This is a genomic window from Azospirillum brasilense (genome assembly GCF_008365405.1).
In the GTDB taxonomy this organism is placed as follows: Bacteria; Pseudomonadota; Alphaproteobacteria; order Azospirillales; family Azospirillaceae; genus Azospirillum; species Azospirillum brasilense_D.
Genome location: NZ_QOKV01000010.1, coordinates 74,648 through 89,754, shown reverse-complemented (window position 1 = coordinate 89,754; position 15,107 = coordinate 74,648). Strand labels below are relative to the sequence as shown.

Here is a 15,107-nt window from a genome sequence, read left to right as displayed (position 1 = left end):
GCAAAGGCAATCCCATGGCCTCGCCCCTGGCCGCCCCTCTGGCGGCTGCCATCGGTGTCGGCGTGGTCAGCGCTTTCTTCTACCTCGCCGTTCTGTTCGGCGGGTTCGGAGCGCTGATCCTGGGCTATCTGGCGCCGCTGCCATTGTTCCTTGCGGGACTGTGGCTCGGCTCCACCGCCTCCCTTCTCGCCGGTGCGGCGGGGACGGTGGCGGTCCTGGCGGTGTCGTCCAGCCTTCTGGTGTCTCTCGCCTATCTGGTGACCGCGGCTGTCCCGGTCATCCTGGTGGTGCGGCAGGCGCTGCTGGCGCGGGCGGCTCCCGACGGGAGTGTGGAATGGTATCCTCCGGGCCGGCTCCTGATGGCGCTGACCGGCATGGGACTGGCGGGCCTTCTGGGCGCCGCGGTTCTGACGCTCGATCAGCCCGGCGGGCTGGAGGGAGCGGTGCGGGAAACGCTGGGCCGCATGGCGGACCAGATGTTCTCCGCGCAGGGCCAGCAGGCCCCGGACCCGCAGGACATCTGGATGGCCGAGGTGTTGCCGGGCTTCGCGGTGATCTCATGGCTCGTCATGACGATCGTCAACGGAGCCCTGGCGCAGGGCGTCCTGATGCGGTTCGGCCGCAACAAGCGCCCCGCCATGCGGCTGGACGACCTGGAACTGCCGCGGTGGCTCGCCACGGCGTTCCTGCTGGCCATGGTGGCGGCCTCGCTGGCGTCGGACCCGGTCGGGTTCCTCGCGGTCAACGCCGCGCTGATCCTGGCCCTGCCATTCGCCTTTGCCGGGCTTTCGGTGGTTCATGTGTTCGCCCGAAGCCGGTCGGCCAAGCTGCCGATCCTCGTCGGGTTCTACATGTTCCTGTTTCTTTTCGGTTGGCCGATCGTGCTGATGGTCGGTCTTGGCATGATCGAGCAATGGATTGGGCTGCGTCGCCGTCTCCGGCCCGCCGGCCCCGATCAGGAGGACGAGTGATGGAAGTTATTCTGCTGGAGCGGGTCGAGAAGCTCGGCCAGATGGGCCAGGTCGTGAAGGTGCGTCCCGGCTTCGCCCGCAACTATCTGCTGCCGCAGAAGAAGGCCATGCGCGCCACCAAGGCGAACATGGCGTTCTTCGAGAAGCAGAAGGCCCATCTGGAGGCCGTCAACCTGGAGCGCCGCAAGGACGCCGAGCAGGTGGCCACCAAGATGAACGACGTGTCGGTCGTCGTGATCCGTCAGGCCGGCGAGACCGGCGTTCTGTACGGTTCGGTGACCCCGCGCGACGTCGCGGACGCCCTTGACGCCGCCGGCTACAAGGTCGACCGCAAGCAGGTGTCGATCGAGACCCCGATCAAGACGCTGGGCCTGTTCAAGCTGCGCGTCGTCCTGCACCCCGAGGTGAGCATCTCCGTCACGGTGAACGTCGCCCGCTCGCAGGAAGAGGCTGAACTCCAGCGCTCCCGCGGCGGCATGGTCACCGCGGCCGACCTGCGCGACGACGAGGACGAGATCGAGGAGGCCCCCGAGGCCCCCGAGGCCGAGGTTTCCGAGGAGGGCTGACCGCCCGCTCAACGAGACCAGTCCGCTCGTCCGGAAGCCGCCCGCCCCCGAAAGGGGCGAGGCGGCTTTTCCGCTTTCGGCGCCCCGCATCATCCGGCCCTCCCCCATCCGGATGCGCCCGACGCCCCGTTCCCTGCCCCGTCCGGCGGGTTGCCTCTCCCCGCTCCGAACTCCGACTCTCGTTCCCGGTTGATTCGCTTGCGGCGAACATCCGAACCGAGTCGCGTTCGACGGACGTGGAGATGCCCGATGCTGCTTGCCCGCCTGCTCAGCCCGGCCCTGACCACCGGTGCTCTGGACATCGTCGGTGCCGATGGGCGGAGGCACCGGGTCGGGGTCGGCACCCCGTCCCTCACGTTGCGCCTGCACGACAGGGCGTTGCACCGCGACCTCGTGGTGAATCCGCGGCTTCGATTCGGCGAAGCCTACATGGACGGCCGCCTGACCATCGAGGGTGGCTCCGTCTATGATTTCCTGGCGCTGCTGTGCGCCGGGCCGGACAATGTCCAGGGCGCGCTGGGCAGAATCCGGGAAGCCCTCTCCCCCGCGCTGCGGCTCTTCCAGCAGAGCAATCCCCTGCGGCGGTCGCGGCGCAACGTCGCCCATCATTACGATCTGTCGCGGGCCTTCTTCGAATTGTTTCTCGACCGCGACCTGCAATATTCCTGCGCCTACTTCCCCACCACCGACGCCGGGCTGGAGGAGGCGCAGGAGGCCAAGAAACGGCACGTTGCGGCGAAGCTGCTGCTTCGGCCCGGCATGCGGGTGCTGGACATCGGGTGCGGCTGGGGCGGCATGGCGCTCTATCTCGCCCGCATGACCGGCGCCCAGGTCACCGGAATCACCTTGTCCCGCGAGCAGCTCGCCGTGGCGCGGGAGCGGGCGGCCCATGCCGGGCTGGCCGGTCAGGTCCGCTTCGAGCTGCGCGACTACCGGCAGATGGAAGGACGCTTCGACCGCATCGTCTCGGTCGGCATGTTCGAGCATGTCGGGGTGCCCTATTATCCGGTCTTCTTCGCAAAGCTGCGCGACCTGCTGGCCGAGGACGGGGTGGCGTTGCTTCACGCCATCGGACGGTCGGATGGACCGGGGTCCACCAACCCGTGGTTCCGCAAATACATCTTTCCCGGCGGCTACTCGCCCGCCCTGTCGGAGGTGATCCCGGCGGTGGAGAAGGCCGGGCTGTGGAACACCGACGTCGAAATTCTGCGCCTTCACTACGCCGAGACCCTGCGCCACTGGCGGGAGCGCTTTGCGGCCCGGCGGAAGGAGGTCCTCGACATGTACGACGAACGTTTTTGCCGAATGTGGGAGTTCTATCTGGCCGGGGCGGAAATCAGCTTCCGCCACCAGGGACATATGGTCTTCCAGATGCAGTTGGCCCGCTCGCTGGGCGCCGTTCCGCTCGTTCGCGACTACATGCATCGCACTGAAGCAGCCTTGGCCGATGCGGTGCCGCCACCCTTGCGCACCGGCCGGACGATCGGCGCCAACAACGCTTGACCAGCGGCGTTCGCGCCACATCGACACACAGAGTTTGCCAAGGTCCAACACCTTGATGTGACGTTTGAATTTGCCGTTGCCCCCAGCTTTCACCGGCTGTGGATGAAAGTTACTCACAGGATTGTGGGTATTCTTAACCCGATCGCACAGCTTTGCGTGCCGCCCTTTGCTAAAGTGCCGCCATGGATGACAAGACCACCCAGCTTTTCGAGCCGCGCCCCCTCGACGGCGGGCTGTCCCGTGCCGGTGCCGCGAAGCCGACGGCGGAATACCGCACGCCGCCGCACAACGAGGAGGCGGAACAGGCGCTCCTCGGCGCCATCCTGGTGAACAACAAGGCGTATGAGAAGGTCGGCGAGTTCCTGCGCGCCGAGCATTTCTACGACCCGGCGCACCAGCGCATCTACTCGGCCATCGCCAAGATGGTGGAGCGCGGCCAGATCGCCAATCCGGTGACCCTGAAGGCCTATTTCGACAACGACGTCGAACTGGCGCCGGACGGCGGCGCCGGCTATCTGGCGCAGCTCGCCGCCAACGTCGTGACGGTGGTCAACGCGGGCGATTACGGCAAGACGATCCACGACTTGTTCCTGCGCCGGCAGTTGATCGAAGTCGGCACGGACATGGTGAACGAGGCGTACCAGCACGACCTCGACATCGACGCCATGGACCAGATCGAAACGGCGGAGAAGCAGCTGTTCGACCTCGCCTCGACCGGCGACGTGCGTGGCGGCTTCATCGCTTTCTCCGAGTCGCTGAAGGCGGCCATCGCCACGGCGGAGACGGCCTTCCGCCGCTCCAGCCACGTCACCGGCGTCACCACGGGCCTGCGCGACCTCGACCGCAAGCTGGGCGGCCTGCACCCCTCGGACCTCGTCATCCTCGCCGGGCGCCCCTCCATGGGCAAGACGGCGCTCGCCACCAACATCGCCTTCAACGCCGCCAAGGCGCACATGCGCACCAACGGCGGGGAGGGCGCGCCGGTCGGCTTCTTCTCGCTGGAAATGTCGGCGGAGCAGCTCGCCACCCGTATCCTGGCCGGCGAGGCCGAGGTATCGGGCGACAAGATTCGCCGCGGCGAGATCAAGGACAGCGACTTCCCCAAGTTCGTGGCGGCCAGCCAGGAACTCAGCCGTGTCCCCTTCTTCGTGGACGACACGCCGGCCCTGACCATCGCGGCGGTGCGCACCCGCTGCCGCCGGCTGAAGCGCACGCACGGGCTGGGCATGGTGGTGGTGGATTATCTCCAGCTGCTGCGCGGCGGCTCGACCAAGGGCAACGAGAACCGCGTGCAGGAAATCTCGGAGATCACCCGCGGCCTGAAGGCCATCGCCAAGGAGCTGGAGGTGCCGGTGCTGGCGCTGTCCCAGCTCAGCCGCGCGGTGGAAATGCGCGAGGACAAGCGGCCGCAGCTCGCCGACCTGCGCGAATCGGGCTCCATCGAGCAGGACGCCGACGTTGTGATGTTCGTTTACCGCGAACAGTACTATCTTGAGCGTGCCGAGCCGGCCCGCCGGCCGGAGGAGTCGGAGGACAAGTACAACGACCGCTACGCCAACTGGCAGAGGCGCGCCGCCGAGGTGCACAACACCGCGGAGGCGATCATCGCCAAGCAGCGCCACGGCCCGATCGGCAGCGTCCGCATGTTCTTCGACGGCCAGTTCACCAGATTCGGCGACCTCGACACGACCCATGACTTCGGCCCCACTGAGTGATCCGCTGGCCCGCGCCGGCGCCGTCCTGACCATCGACCTCGGCGCCGTGGTCGCCAACTGGACGCAGCTCCGCGACCGGGTGGCGCCCGCCGAATGCGCCGCCGTGGTCAAAGCGAACGCCTATGGCCTGGGGGTGGACCGCGTCGTTCCGGCGCTGGCTGCCGCCGGCTGCCGGACCTTCGTCGTCGCCCAGTTCGAGGAGGCCCTGGCCGTCCGCGCGGTGGCGCCGCCGGAGGCCCGCGTGCTGTCGCTGGGCGGCCTGCCCGCCGGCACCGCGCCGGACTTTACGGCCCACCGTATCCTGCCGGTTCTGAACCATCTGGGCGACATCGCCGGGTGGCAGGCCCACGCCAAGACGCAGGGAACGGCCCTGCCCGCCGTCGTCCACATCGACACCGGCATGAACCGACTCGGGGTCGGTCCGGACGAGCTGGACACGCTGGTCGGTGATCTCTCCCGGCTGGAGGGAGTGGATGTCCGGGTGTGGATGACCCACCTCGCCTGCGCCGACGAAGACTCGGTGATGAACAGCCAGCAGCTCGGGCGCTTCCGCTCGGCGATCGGGCGCCTGCCCGCGGCCGCGGCGAGTTTCGCCAATTCCTCCGGCATCTTCCACGGAACGGCCTTCCATTTCGACCTCGTGCGGCCCGGGTGCGCGCTCTACGGCGTCAACCCGACGCCCGGTGCCGTGAACCCGATGCGGGACACCATCCGGCTCGACGCCCGGCTGCTTCAGGTGCGCAACGTTGACAGCCCTATGACCGTTGGCTACGGTGCCACGCACCGCGTTGCGGCGAGAGGAAAAATCGCAACCATCGCAGTGGGTTATGCCGACGGATATCTGCGCTCGCTCAGCGGGTGCGGCCATGTCTTCGTCAATGGCGTGGCCGCTCCGGTGGTTGGGCGTGTTTCGATGGATCTGGTCACGGTGGACGTCAGCCACCTTCCCGACGAGGCGGTGACGCCCGGCGGGCTGGTGGAACTGATCGGCCCGAACCGCCCGGTGGACACCGTGGCGAGCGAGGGCGGAACCATCGGCTACGAGATCCTGACCTCGCTGGGCGCGCGTTACCACAGGGTCTACCGCGACCCGCCGCCGCCTGAGGTCGCTTGATGGGTTTCCTTGCCGCCACCGGACGGGCCTTCCTGATCTTTCTGGAAGCCACCGGAAAGCTCGCCATGTTCACCGGCGCCGCCTTGTCGCACTGCGTGCGTCCGCCGTTCTACCCGCGGCAGATCCTGCGGCAGATGATCGACATCGGCTACTACTCGCTGCCGGTGGTCGGGCTGACCGCGCTGTTCACCGGCATGGTGCTGGCGCTGCAGAGCTATTCCGGCTTCTCCCGCTTCCAGGCGGAGGGCGCCATCGCCACGGTGGTCGCCCTGTCGGTGACGCGGGAGCTGGGGCCGGTGCTGGGCGGCCTGATGGTCGCGGGACGCATCGGTGCCGCCATGGCCGCAGAGATCGGCACCATGCGCGTGACCGAGCAGATCGACGCGCTGTCGACCCTGTCGACCAACCCCTTCAAGTATCTGGTGGCGCCCCGCCTGATCGCCGGGCTGGCCATGCTGCCGCTGCTGGTGCTGGTGGCGGACATCATCGGCGTGTTCGGCGGCTTTCTGGTCGGCGTCTACCGGCTGGACTTCAACCCGGCCTCCTACATCGGCCGGACCTGGGAGTTCCTGGAACCGGTCGACGTGATCTCCGGCCTCGTCAAGGCGGCGGTGTTCGGTTTCATGGTGTCGCTGATGGGCTGTTACCACGGCTACCATTCGCGTGGCGGCGCCCAGGGCGTGGGTGCGGCGACGACCAACGCGGTGGTGTCGGCCTCCATCCTGATCCTGGTGTGGAACTACCTCATCACCGGCATCTTCTTCTCGACGAAGTGAGCGCAGAGCAATGAGCGAGTCCATGTCGCAGGTTCCCCCCGCTCATCCGCCGAAGATTTCGCTGAAGAACGTGCACAAGGCGTTCGGACCGAAGGTCGTGCTCAACGGCATCGACCTGGAGGTCGGGCGCGGCGAGTCGCTGGTCGTCATCGGCGGGTCGGGCACCGGCAAGTCGGTGATGCTGAAGTGCATCCTGGGCCTTCTGTCCCCGGACAGCGGGTCCATCCGGGTCGACGGCGAGGAGACGACGAAGCTGCGCCCGCGCGAGCGGGAGAAGCTGCTGCACAAGTTCGGCATGCTGTTCCAGGGTGCGGCCCTGTTCGACAGCCTGAAGGTCTGGGAGAACGTCGCCTTCGGCCTGATCCAGGGCGAGCACATGCCGCGCGCCAAGGCCAAGGACATCGCCATCGCCAAGATGGGCGCGGTCGGCCTTGGCCCGGAGGTCGGGGAACTGTTCCCGTCGGAGCTGTCGGGCGGCATGCAGAAGCGCGTCGGCCTCGCCCGTGCCATCGCCGACGAGCCGGAGATCATCTTCTTCGACGAGCCGACGACCGGCCTCGACCCGATCATGGCCGACGTGATCAACGAGCTGATCGTGAAATGCGTGAAGGACCTCGGCGCCACCGCCGTGACCATCACCCACGACATGGCCTCGGCCCGCAAAATCGCCGACCGCGTCGCGATGATCTACCAGGGCCGGATCATCTGGACCGGCCACGCCAACGACATCGACCATTCCGGCAACCCCTACGTCGACCAGTTCGTCCACGGCCGGGGCGAAGGGCCGATCAAGATGCAGGTGCGGGCGCTGTAAGGCGCCGCAACGCCGGTTCGTGCAAAATTAACCTGCCGCCCGGTAGGGTCGGCCACAAAGCACGCCGGCCACCACGGGCCGGCGCCCCATCGGAGAGACGAGTATGGCGGACATCACCACGAACGGACTGGCCTTCGCGAGCTTCATGCTGAGCGCCAAGATTCTGGAGACGCTCCAGGCCAAGGGGCTGCTGACCAACGAAGAGACGGTGCAGACCATCAAGAACGCCCACGAGCAACTCCTCAAGAACGACAACCAGCTGTCGCTCGAAGCCGCCGACGCGCTCGCCCATTTCTTCGCCGGCCCGACCGACGGGAAGTGACCGTCACGGCGCCGGACGCGCCGCCGACCGCGCGAGGTTATCGCGCAGCTCCGGCAGCAGGACGGCGCCCAGCAGGGCGACGACCGGCAGCAGGGCGTAGTCGCCCTCTGCCGCCGCGGCGATCAGGTCCGCGCGGGTCAGCAGTTCCAGCCGCATCTCCTCCAGATCGCCGGAATCCGGCTCGGCCACTTTCCGGGCGTTGCGGGCCTGGAACAGGTGGCAGACGCAGCCACGCTGGTTGGCCTGCACCACGTAGGAGCCGAGCGCGGTCCACTCCTCCGCGACATAGCCCGTCTCTTCCAGCAGTTCCCGCTTGGCCGCCGCCAGGGGCGCCTCCCCCGGATCGATCCCGCCCGCCGGAAAGGTCTGGGTGACGCGGCGCGGGCCGTGCTTGTATTGGCGCAGCATCAGGACACGCCCATCCGCGTCCTCGACGAACATCTGAACAAAGTCGCCCTGTTCAACCTGGTAAAAGTTCTCGACCCGCTGGCCGTCCGGGGTCTCGATGGTGTCGGCGTGCACCCGGACGAAGGGGCCGGCATCGAGCAGGGTGCGGCGGTCCAGCACGGTCCAGGGCTTCAGGTCGCCCCCGCTCATGCCGCAGCGGCTCCGGCCGCGGTTTCGTAGGGCGGCTGGGTGTAGCCGGCCGGCGACAGGGTGAAGATCTCGCAGCCCGTTTCGGTGATGCCGACCTGATGCTCGAACTGGGCGGACAGGGAGCGGTCGCGGGTGACGGTGGTCCAGCCGTCCGACAGGATCTTCACGTCCGGTTTGCCGGCGTTGAGCATCGGCTCGATGGTGAAGACCATGCCGGGAACCAGCAGAACCCCGGTGCCGCGCTTGCCGAAATGGTCGACATGCGGCGCGTCGTGGAACACCCGGCCGATGCCGTGCCCGCCGAAGTCGCGCACCACGCCGTAGCGATGGGCTTCCGCCAAGGTCTGGATGGCGTGGCCGATGTCGCCCAGATGGTTGCCCGGCTTGGCCTGCGCGATTCCGGCCATCATCGCCTTGTAGGTGATGTCGACCAGCTTGCGCGCCTTCACTCCTATCTTCTCGCCGACGAAGAACATGCGGCTGGTGTCGCCGTACCAACCGTCCAGGATCACCGTCACGTCGATGTTCACGATGTCCCCGTCGACCAGCGTCTTGTCGTCGGACGGAATGCCGTGGTTCACCACATGGTTCGGCGAGATGCAGCTCGCCGCCGGATATCCGTGATAGCCGAGAGTCGCGGGGATGGCGCCATTGTCCCGCATGAAGGTCTCGATCAGACGGTTCAGATGGCCCGTGCTGACCCCCGGCACCACCTGGGGCGTGATGTGGTCGAGCGTCGCCGCGGCCAACCGCCCGGCCTTGCGAAGTGCCTCGAACTCCTCCGGGCCGTGCAGCGGGATCTTCCGCGCGTCCTTGTCCGCCACCGTGTCACCTCACATCCGTTGTTCATCGTGGTTCCGGGACAGAACCTACCACCGGAACAGCCGAGAAAAGCCCCAGCTTTTTATCACCTCTGCCATAGGATTTAGAACGTCACCTTGCTATATGTGGGGCGCTGCCGCTCCAACCAATCGCTAGACCTTTGGCAAAGCCAACCACCCGCTACGTCTGCCAGGCCTGCGGCGCCTCCTTCCCGAAATGGGCGGGTCGCTGCGACGCCTGCGGCGAATGGAACACCCTCGTCGAGGAAGCCGCTCCGGAGGCTGCCCCCAAGGGGTTGGGCGTGGCGCGCGGGCGCCGGCTGGACTTCGTGGGGCTGGCCGGGTCCAGCGAGGCACCGCCGCGCCGCATGACCCGCATCGAGGAGTTCGACCGCGTCTGCGGCGGCGGCCTCGTCCCCGGATCGGCGATCCTGATCGGCGGCGACCCCGGCATCGGCAAATCGACCCTTCTCCTCCAGGCCATGGCCCGGCTGTCGCAGGAACACCGCTGCGCCTACGTCTCCGGCGAGGAGGCGGTGGACCAGGTGCGGCTGCGCGCCGTCCGCCTGGGCTGCGCCGCCGCACCGGTCCAGCTCGCCTCGGCGACCAGCGTGCGCGACATCGTGGCCTCTCTGGACGGCACGGACGGGCCGGAGGTGGTCGTCATCGACTCGATCCAGACCATGTATGTGGACAATCTGGACAGCGCCCCTGGCACCGTCGCCCAGGTCCGGGCCTCCGCGCAGGAGTTGATCCGCGTCGCCAAGCGGCGCGGCTGCGTCCTGCTGCTGGTCGGGCACGTCACCAAGGAAGGCACCATCGCCGGCCCCCGCGTGCTGGAGCACATGGTGGACACGGTTCTCTATTTCGAAGGCGAGCGCGGCCACCAGTTCCGCATCCTGCGCGCGGTCAAGAACCGCTTCGGCGCGACGGACGAGATCGGCGTGTTCGAGATGACCGATGCCGGGCTGGGCGAGGTCGCCAACCCCTCCGCCCTGTTCCTGGCGGAACGGCGCGGCGACGTGTCGGGGGCCGCGGTCTTCGCCGGCATGGAGGGCTCCCGCCCGGTGCTGGTCGAGGTCCAGGCGCTGGTCGCCCCCTCCCCGCTCGGCACGCCGCGGCGCGCGGTGGTCGGCTGGGATTCGGCGCGGCTCGCCATGGTGCTGGCGGTGCTGGAGGCGCGCTGCGGCGTGCAGATCGGCGCCAACGACGTCTATCTGAACGTCGCCGGCGGTCTGCGCATCACCGAGCCAGCGGCGGACCTCGCGGTCGCCGCGGCGCTCGTCTCCTCCCTGACCGGGGAACCGGTGCCCGCCGACGCCGTGGTCTTCGGCGAGGTCGGCCTGTCGGGCGAGGTGCGCGCCGTGGGCCAGAGCGACGCCCGGCTGAAGGAAGCCGCGAAGCTGGGGTTTTCAACGGCGATCTTTCCGGCTAGACGGAACGGCAAGAAGCCGGGGCGCGGCGACACCGGCCTGAAATCGGTCGAGCTGCAACAGCTCAGCGAATTGCTGCCGCTGTTCCAGGCCGGATCGGGACCCCGTCCGCCGCGCGGCCGGGATTGATACGAGACTCTAGAGCGAAAGCGCACGAGGCGTAGCGGCGTTATGGACACCTTCCCGATCAACCCGGCGGATCTGGCCGTCATCGTGGTGCTTCTGCTGGCGGCCCTGCTGGCCTTCACCCGCGGCATGGTGGCCGAGGTGCTGTCGGTCGCCGCCTGGGTCGGTGCGGCGCTGATCACGCTGAACGCCCTGCCCCACGTTCTGCCCATCGCGCAGACCTACATTCATGTCGAGATGGCCGCCTACGCCGCGTCGGCGGTGGCGCTGTTCGTCGTCAGCCTTGTGGTTTTGACAATCCTGGGCCGCGTCGTGTCGCGCGGGGTGCAGAATTCCGGCCTTTCGGCGCTCGACCGCTCGCTGGGCTTCGTCTTCGGCCTGCTCAAGGGTGCAATCCTCGCCTCCGTCGCCTATCTCTTCTTCGTCTGGCTGGTGCCGAACCCGGCGGAACACCCGACGTGGCTGCAGAACGCCAAGACCCGGCCGATGCTGGTGTCCGGCGCCGCCATGATTTACGAGGTGATGCCGGACTCGCTGCGCAAGGACGGGCTGGGCCAGATGGACATGGCGCGGGAGCGCGCGCGGCAGGCGGTGGAGGCCAAGCAGGCCCTGGACCGCCTGTCTACTCCGGTTCCCGGCGCGCCGAAGACCGGTGGTGCGTCGCCATCCGATACCGGCTATAAGGACCGGGACCGCGGCGACCTTGAGCGACTGATCCAGAACGCACGCTGAACGCCGCATGGTGCAGAGTGCCTGTGAGTAACGCCCCGCTGGCAAAGAGGCCGCCGGGGCAATGCCCTTTGGTGATGCTGTGTATGACGAGGATCTTCCGATGCTGACGACGCATCCGTTCGACGACGACAAGCTGCGCGAGGAGTGCGGCGTGTTCGGCATCCACAGCCATCCGCAGGCGGGGGCCATCACCGCGCTCGGCCTGCATGCGCTGCAGCATCGCGGCCAGGAAGCCTGCGGCATCGTCAGCCACGACGGCGACCGCTTCCATCTGGAACACACGCTCGGCCTCGTCGGCGATCACTTCTCGTCGGAAGCGATCATCGGCAAGCTGAAAGGCCCGCAGGCCATCGGCCATGTCCGCTACGCCACCACGGGCGACACGACGATCCGCAACGTCCAGCCGCTCTACGCCGATTTCGAGTTCGGCGGCTTCGCGCTGGCCCACAACGGCAACCTGACCAACGCCCACACGCTGCGCCGCCAGCTCGTCCGCCGCGGCTGCCTGTTCCAGTCCACCACCGACACCGAGACCATCGTCCATCTGATGGCCATCGCCCGCGGCGGTTCGCCGGTGGACCGGCTGATCGAGGCGGTGCGGCAGGTCGAGGGCGCCTTCTCCCTGGTGGCGCTGACCCCGAACGAGGTGATCGGCGTGCGCGATCCGCTGGGCGTCCGCCCGCTGGTCCTGGGCAAGCTGGGCGACACCCACATCGTGACCAGCGAGACCTGCGCCCTGGACATCGTCGGCGCCGAGTATGTGCGCGACGTCGAGCCGGGCGAGATGGTCGTGCTGAACGACCAGGGTGTGCAGAGCCTGCGCCCCTTCCAGCCGCAGGGCCGCCGCTTCTGCATCTTCGAATACATCTACTTCGCGCGGCCCGACAGCGTGATGGAGGGCTCCTCCGTCTACAACGCGCGCCAGCGGATCGGCGCCGAGCTGGCCCGCGAATCGGGCATCGACGCCGACGTGGTGGTCCCGGTGCCCGACAGCGGCGTGCCGGCGGCCCTCGGCTACGCCACGCAGAGCGGCGTGCCCTTCGAGCTGGGCATCATCCGCAACCATTATGTCGGCCGCACCTTCATCGAGCCGACTGACCAGATCCGTCACCTGGGCGTGAAGCTGAAGCACAACGCCAACCGCGCCATGATCGAGGGCAAGCGGGTGGTGCTGGTGGACGACAGCATCGTGCGCGGCACGACCTCCAAGAAGATCGTCGAGATGGTGCGGGCCGCCGGGGCGAAGGAGGTGCACATGCGCATCTCCAGCCCGCCGACCTCGCACCCCTGCTTCTACGGCATCGACACGCCGGAGCAGAGCAAGCTGCTCGCCCACCGCATGTCGGTGGAGGAGATGCGCGAGTTCATCCAAGCCGACAGCCTCGCCTTCATCTCGCTGGACGGCCTCTACCGGGCCATGGGCGCGGAGCGCCGCGACCCGAAGAATCTGACCTTCTGCGACGCCTGTTTCACCGGCGACTATCCCATCGCGCTGACCGACGCGCTGGATCACCCGCCGGTCGAGGCGAACGTCCGCATCCGCGCCTGACCGCCTGACCACCGCCGCGACGGGCCGGCCGCAACCCAGCGGACCGGCCCGTTCGCCAATCCCGCTACCGAACATCGTCGAGTCGCCGCCATGTCCCGTCTTTCCGGCCGCACCGCCCTCATCACCGGCGCCTCGCGCGGCATCGGCGCCGCCATCGCCAAGCGCTTCGCCGCCGAAGGCGCCCACGTCATCCTCGCCGCCCGCACCGTCGGCGGACTGGAGGAGACCGACGACGCGATCTTCCAGGCCACGGGCCGCAACGCCACGCTGGTCCCGCTGGACCTGCGCCAGTTCGACAAGATCGACCAGCTCGGCTACTCGATCTTCGAGCGCTTCGGGAAGCTCGACATCCTGGTCAGCAACGCCGGCGTCCTGGAAGCGCTGGGGCCTGTCGCCCATTACGATCCGAAGCTGTGGCAGCGCGTGATGGACGTGAACGTCACCGCCAACTTCCGGCTGATCCGCTCCTTCGACCGGCTGCTGCGCGCGTCCGATGCGGGGCGCGCCGTCTTCGTGACGTCGGGCGCCGCGAACGCGCCCTACCCCTACTGGAGCCCGTACGGAGCCAGCAAGGCGGCGCTGGAGATGATGGTGAAGACCTACGCGATGGAAATCGCTTCGTCGAACCTGCGCGTCAATCTGGTCGATCCCGGCATCGTGGCGACCAAGCTGCGCATGCAGGCCTTCCCTGGCGAGGACCAGACCAAGCTGGCCCAGCCCGACGATGTGACCGAAGCCTTCGTGGAGCTGGCGGAAGCGTCCTGCACCCGCCACGGCGAGGTGGTGTCGGCACAGGGGTGACTTGCGGATCTCTCCTTTTCACGCGCCTGAGGCTGACCCCGGCATGACACCCGAACAAATCCAGGCCCGCGTGCTCTACCGCGATGGGCTCATGCTCATCATCGACAAGCCCGCCGGCCTGCCCGTTCACGCCGGGCCGGGCGGCGGTCCGAATCTGGAACGCCATTTCGACGCCCTGCGTTTCGGCTTTCCGAAGCCGCCGGGCCTCGCCCACCGACTGGACCGCGACACCTCGGGCTGCCTGATTTTGGGGAGGCATCCGAAGGCCCTGCGCAAGCTGGGGAAGCTGTTCCAGGACGGTAAGGTCGACAAGACCTACTGGGCGGTCGTCGCCGGCAATCCGCCCGAGGAACAGGGACGGATCGAACTGCCGTTGAAAAAGGTGACCAACAAGAGCGGCGGCTGGCGCATCGTCGTGGCCGACGACGGGCAGAGCGCCGTCACCGACTACCGGGTCCTCGGTCGCGGCGAGGGCACCACATGGCTGGAGTTGAAGCCCCACACCGGGCGCACGCACCAGATTCGTGTGCATTGCGCCACGGCGCTGGGCTGCCCACTGCTGGGCGATCCGCAATATGGCGGTCCGGAGGGGCACCCGCTGCATTTGCAGTCGCGGGCCATTTCGCTGCCCCTCTACCCCTCCCGCGAGGCGGTCGGCGCGGTGGCGCCGGTTCCGCCCCACATGCGCGCGGCGCTCGCCGCCTGCGGTTTCGAAGGAGACGACCCGGCCTGACGGCCGGGACGCCGGGCTGTTACGCCCGCCACTCGGCGCGCTTCTCCGTGCCGGTTTCCGTCTCGTGCACCATGAAGCCGACATAGCCGGCCACGATGGCGAGCACGGCGTGCAGCCAGATGTCGTTGCCGTGCAGCGGCACCAGACCGAACAGGGTGTTCAGCCCCGGGATGAAGCCAAGGACGGTCAGAACGGCGTAGGCCACGGCCACGCTGCGCAGATAGCTGCGCGAGGCCAGACGGCTGGAGAAGTAGGCGAAGAAGCCCCACAGGCCGAACAGAAGATGCACGATGTTGTGCAGCAGGTTCACCGGGAACAGCCCGAGCAGATAGCCATGGAAGGATTCGACGGCAAGGGTCATGCCTTCCGGAGGCGGGCTCAGGAAGGTCGGAATAAAGCCCAGTATGCCGATGGCCGTAAAGGCCGCGGCATAGACCAGCGTCACGTTGCGCCACCACATGTGTCTCTCCGTTGGCAGACAGGGGATGAAACCGCCTTACCAACAGAGGGTTTAGAAGCAGCGTTCCCTTAATT

At 67.8% G+C, this 15,107-nt stretch carries 16 protein-coding genes; 13 read left to right on the top strand and 3 right to left on the bottom strand.

The window, feature by feature from the left end:
- The first annotated feature begins 14 nt into the window (after positions 1-14).
- From DS837_RS16770 to DS837_RS16730, 8 genes are all read left to right on the top strand, one after another.
- The gene (locus DS837_RS16770; protein ID WP_149165808.1) at positions 15-971 is read left to right on the top strand and encodes a DUF2232 domain-containing protein; all 957 of its coding nucleotides are present in this window, start codon (positions 15-17) and stop codon (positions 969-971) included.
- Complete coding sequence (gene rplI / locus DS837_RS16765; protein WP_149165807.1) at positions 971-1,537, top strand: 50S ribosomal protein L9; 567 nt, start codon at positions 971-973, stop codon at positions 1,535-1,537. The genes DS837_RS16770 and rplI overlap by 1 nt, the downstream gene beginning before the upstream one ends.
- Before the next feature lie 249 nt (positions 1,538-1,786).
- Positions 1,787-3,040 (top strand): SAM-dependent methyltransferase, encoded by a 1,254-nt coding sequence (locus tag DS837_RS16755; RefSeq protein ID WP_149165806.1) that lies wholly within the window; start codon positions 1,787-1,789, stop codon positions 3,038-3,040.
- Between the two features lie 182 nt (positions 3,041-3,222).
- Complete coding sequence (locus DS837_RS16750) at positions 3,223-4,755, top strand: replicative DNA helicase (RefSeq protein ID WP_149165805.1); 1,533 nt, start codon at positions 3,223-3,225, stop codon at positions 4,753-4,755.
- Positions 4,733-5,869, top strand: coding sequence for an alanine racemase (alr, locus tag DS837_RS16745; protein WP_149165804.1), 1,137 nt, complete (start codon positions 4,733-4,735; stop codon positions 5,867-5,869). The genes DS837_RS16750 and alr overlap by 23 nt, the downstream gene beginning before the upstream one ends.
- Complete coding sequence (locus tag DS837_RS16740) at positions 5,869-6,645, top strand: MlaE family ABC transporter permease (RefSeq protein WP_014240372.1); 777 nt, start codon at positions 5,869-5,871, stop codon at positions 6,643-6,645. The genes alr and DS837_RS16740 overlap by 1 nt, the downstream gene beginning before the upstream one ends.
- Positions 6,646-6,667: 22 nt before the next feature.
- Positions 6,668-7,459: an ABC transporter ATP-binding protein gene (locus tag DS837_RS16735; RefSeq protein WP_035673597.1), complete on the top strand. Its 792-nt coding sequence runs from the start codon at positions 6,668-6,670 to the stop codon at positions 7,457-7,459.
- 103 nt (positions 7,460-7,562) lie between these two features.
- Entirely contained in the window at positions 7,563-7,781 is a 219-nt protein-coding gene (locus DS837_RS16730) for a hypothetical protein (RefSeq protein ID WP_035673594.1), read from the top strand.
- A gap of 3 nt (positions 7,782-7,784) precedes the next feature.
- Here the strand turns inward: DS837_RS16730 and DS837_RS16725 are convergent, their stop codons facing one another.
- Both DS837_RS16725 and map read right to left on the bottom strand, forming a co-directional pair.
- Entirely contained in the window at positions 7,785-8,378 is a 594-nt protein-coding gene (locus DS837_RS16725) for an NUDIX hydrolase (protein WP_149165803.1), read from the bottom strand.
- A complete protein-coding gene (gene map / locus DS837_RS16720; protein ID WP_149165802.1) occupies positions 8,375-9,202 on the bottom strand; it encodes a type I methionyl aminopeptidase in 828 nt (275 codons plus the stop codon). Before map ends, DS837_RS16725 begins: the two co-directional genes overlap by 4 nt.
- 158 nt (positions 9,203-9,360) lie before the next feature.
- Between map and radA the strand changes: the two genes are divergently transcribed.
- From radA to DS837_RS16695, 5 genes are all read left to right on the top strand, one after another.
- On the top strand, positions 9,361-10,761 hold the full coding sequence (gene radA / locus DS837_RS16715; RefSeq protein ID WP_149165801.1) for a DNA repair protein RadA: 1,401 nt from the start codon (positions 9,361-9,363) through the stop codon (positions 10,759-10,761).
- 42 nt (positions 10,762-10,803) lie between these two features.
- Entirely contained in the window at positions 10,804-11,490 is a 687-nt protein-coding gene (locus tag DS837_RS16710) for a CvpA family protein (protein WP_149165800.1), read from the top strand.
- Positions 11,491-11,590: 100 nt separating this feature from the next.
- Positions 11,591-13,039: an amidophosphoribosyltransferase gene (gene purF, locus DS837_RS16705; protein WP_149165799.1), complete on the top strand. Its 1,449-nt coding sequence runs from the start codon at positions 11,591-11,593 to the stop codon at positions 13,037-13,039.
- 90 nt (positions 13,040-13,129) lie between these two features.
- Entirely contained in the window at positions 13,130-13,840 is a 711-nt protein-coding gene (locus DS837_RS16700; RefSeq protein ID WP_149165798.1) for an SDR family NAD(P)-dependent oxidoreductase, read from the top strand.
- A 43-nt stretch (positions 13,841-13,883) separates the two neighbouring features.
- Positions 13,884-14,573, top strand: coding sequence for an RluA family pseudouridine synthase (locus tag DS837_RS16695; protein WP_149165797.1), 690 nt, complete (start codon positions 13,884-13,886; stop codon positions 14,571-14,573).
- Positions 14,574-14,592: 19 nt separating this feature from the next.
- Here DS837_RS16695 and DS837_RS16690 read toward each other — a convergent pair whose 3' ends face one another.
- Complete coding sequence (locus DS837_RS16690) at positions 14,593-15,033, bottom strand: DUF4383 domain-containing protein (RefSeq protein WP_149165796.1); 441 nt, start codon at positions 15,031-15,033, stop codon at positions 14,593-14,595.
- Between the last annotated feature and the right edge of the window lie 74 nt (positions 15,034-15,107).

Bases quoted from the DNA above. Each gene is read 5' to 3' on its own strand.
- DS837_RS16735 (WP_035673597.1), top strand. From the start codon at position 6,668: ATGTCGCAGGTTCCCCCCGCTCATCCGCCGAAGATTTCGCTGAAGAAC.
- DS837_RS16690 (WP_149165796.1), bottom strand. From the start codon at position 15,033: ATGTGGTGGCGCAACGTGACGCTGGTCTATGCCGCGGCCTTTACGGCC.
- DS837_RS16755 (WP_149165806.1), top strand. From the start codon at position 1,787: ATGCTGCTTGCCCGCCTGCTCAGCCCGGCCCTGACCACCGGTGCTCTG.
- DS837_RS16725 (WP_149165803.1), bottom strand. From the start codon at position 8,378: ATGAGCGGGGGCGACCTGAAGCCCTGGACCGTGCTGGACCGCCGCACC.
- purF (WP_149165799.1), top strand. From the start codon at position 11,591: ATGCTGACGACGCATCCGTTCGACGACGACAAGCTGCGCGAGGAGTGC.
- alr (WP_149165804.1), top strand. From the start codon at position 4,733: ATGACTTCGGCCCCACTGAGTGATCCGCTGGCCCGCGCCGGCGCCGTC.
- DS837_RS16695 (WP_149165797.1), top strand. From the start codon at position 13,884: ATGACACCCGAACAAATCCAGGCCCGCGTGCTCTACCGCGATGGGCTC.
- DS837_RS16770 (WP_149165808.1), top strand. From the start codon at position 15: ATGGCCTCGCCCCTGGCCGCCCCTCTGGCGGCTGCCATCGGTGTCGGC.
- rplI (WP_149165807.1), top strand. From the start codon at position 971: ATGGAAGTTATTCTGCTGGAGCGGGTCGAGAAGCTCGGCCAGATGGGC.
- DS837_RS16700 (WP_149165798.1), top strand. From the start codon at position 13,130: ATGTCCCGTCTTTCCGGCCGCACCGCCCTCATCACCGGCGCCTCGCGC.
- DS837_RS16710 (WP_149165800.1), top strand. From the start codon at position 10,804: ATGGACACCTTCCCGATCAACCCGGCGGATCTGGCCGTCATCGTGGTG.
- DS837_RS16730 (WP_035673594.1), top strand. From the start codon at position 7,563: ATGGCGGACATCACCACGAACGGACTGGCCTTCGCGAGCTTCATGCTG.
- DS837_RS16750 (WP_149165805.1), top strand. From the start codon at position 3,223: ATGGATGACAAGACCACCCAGCTTTTCGAGCCGCGCCCCCTCGACGGC.
- DS837_RS16740 (WP_014240372.1), top strand. From the start codon at position 5,869: ATGGGTTTCCTTGCCGCCACCGGACGGGCCTTCCTGATCTTTCTGGAA.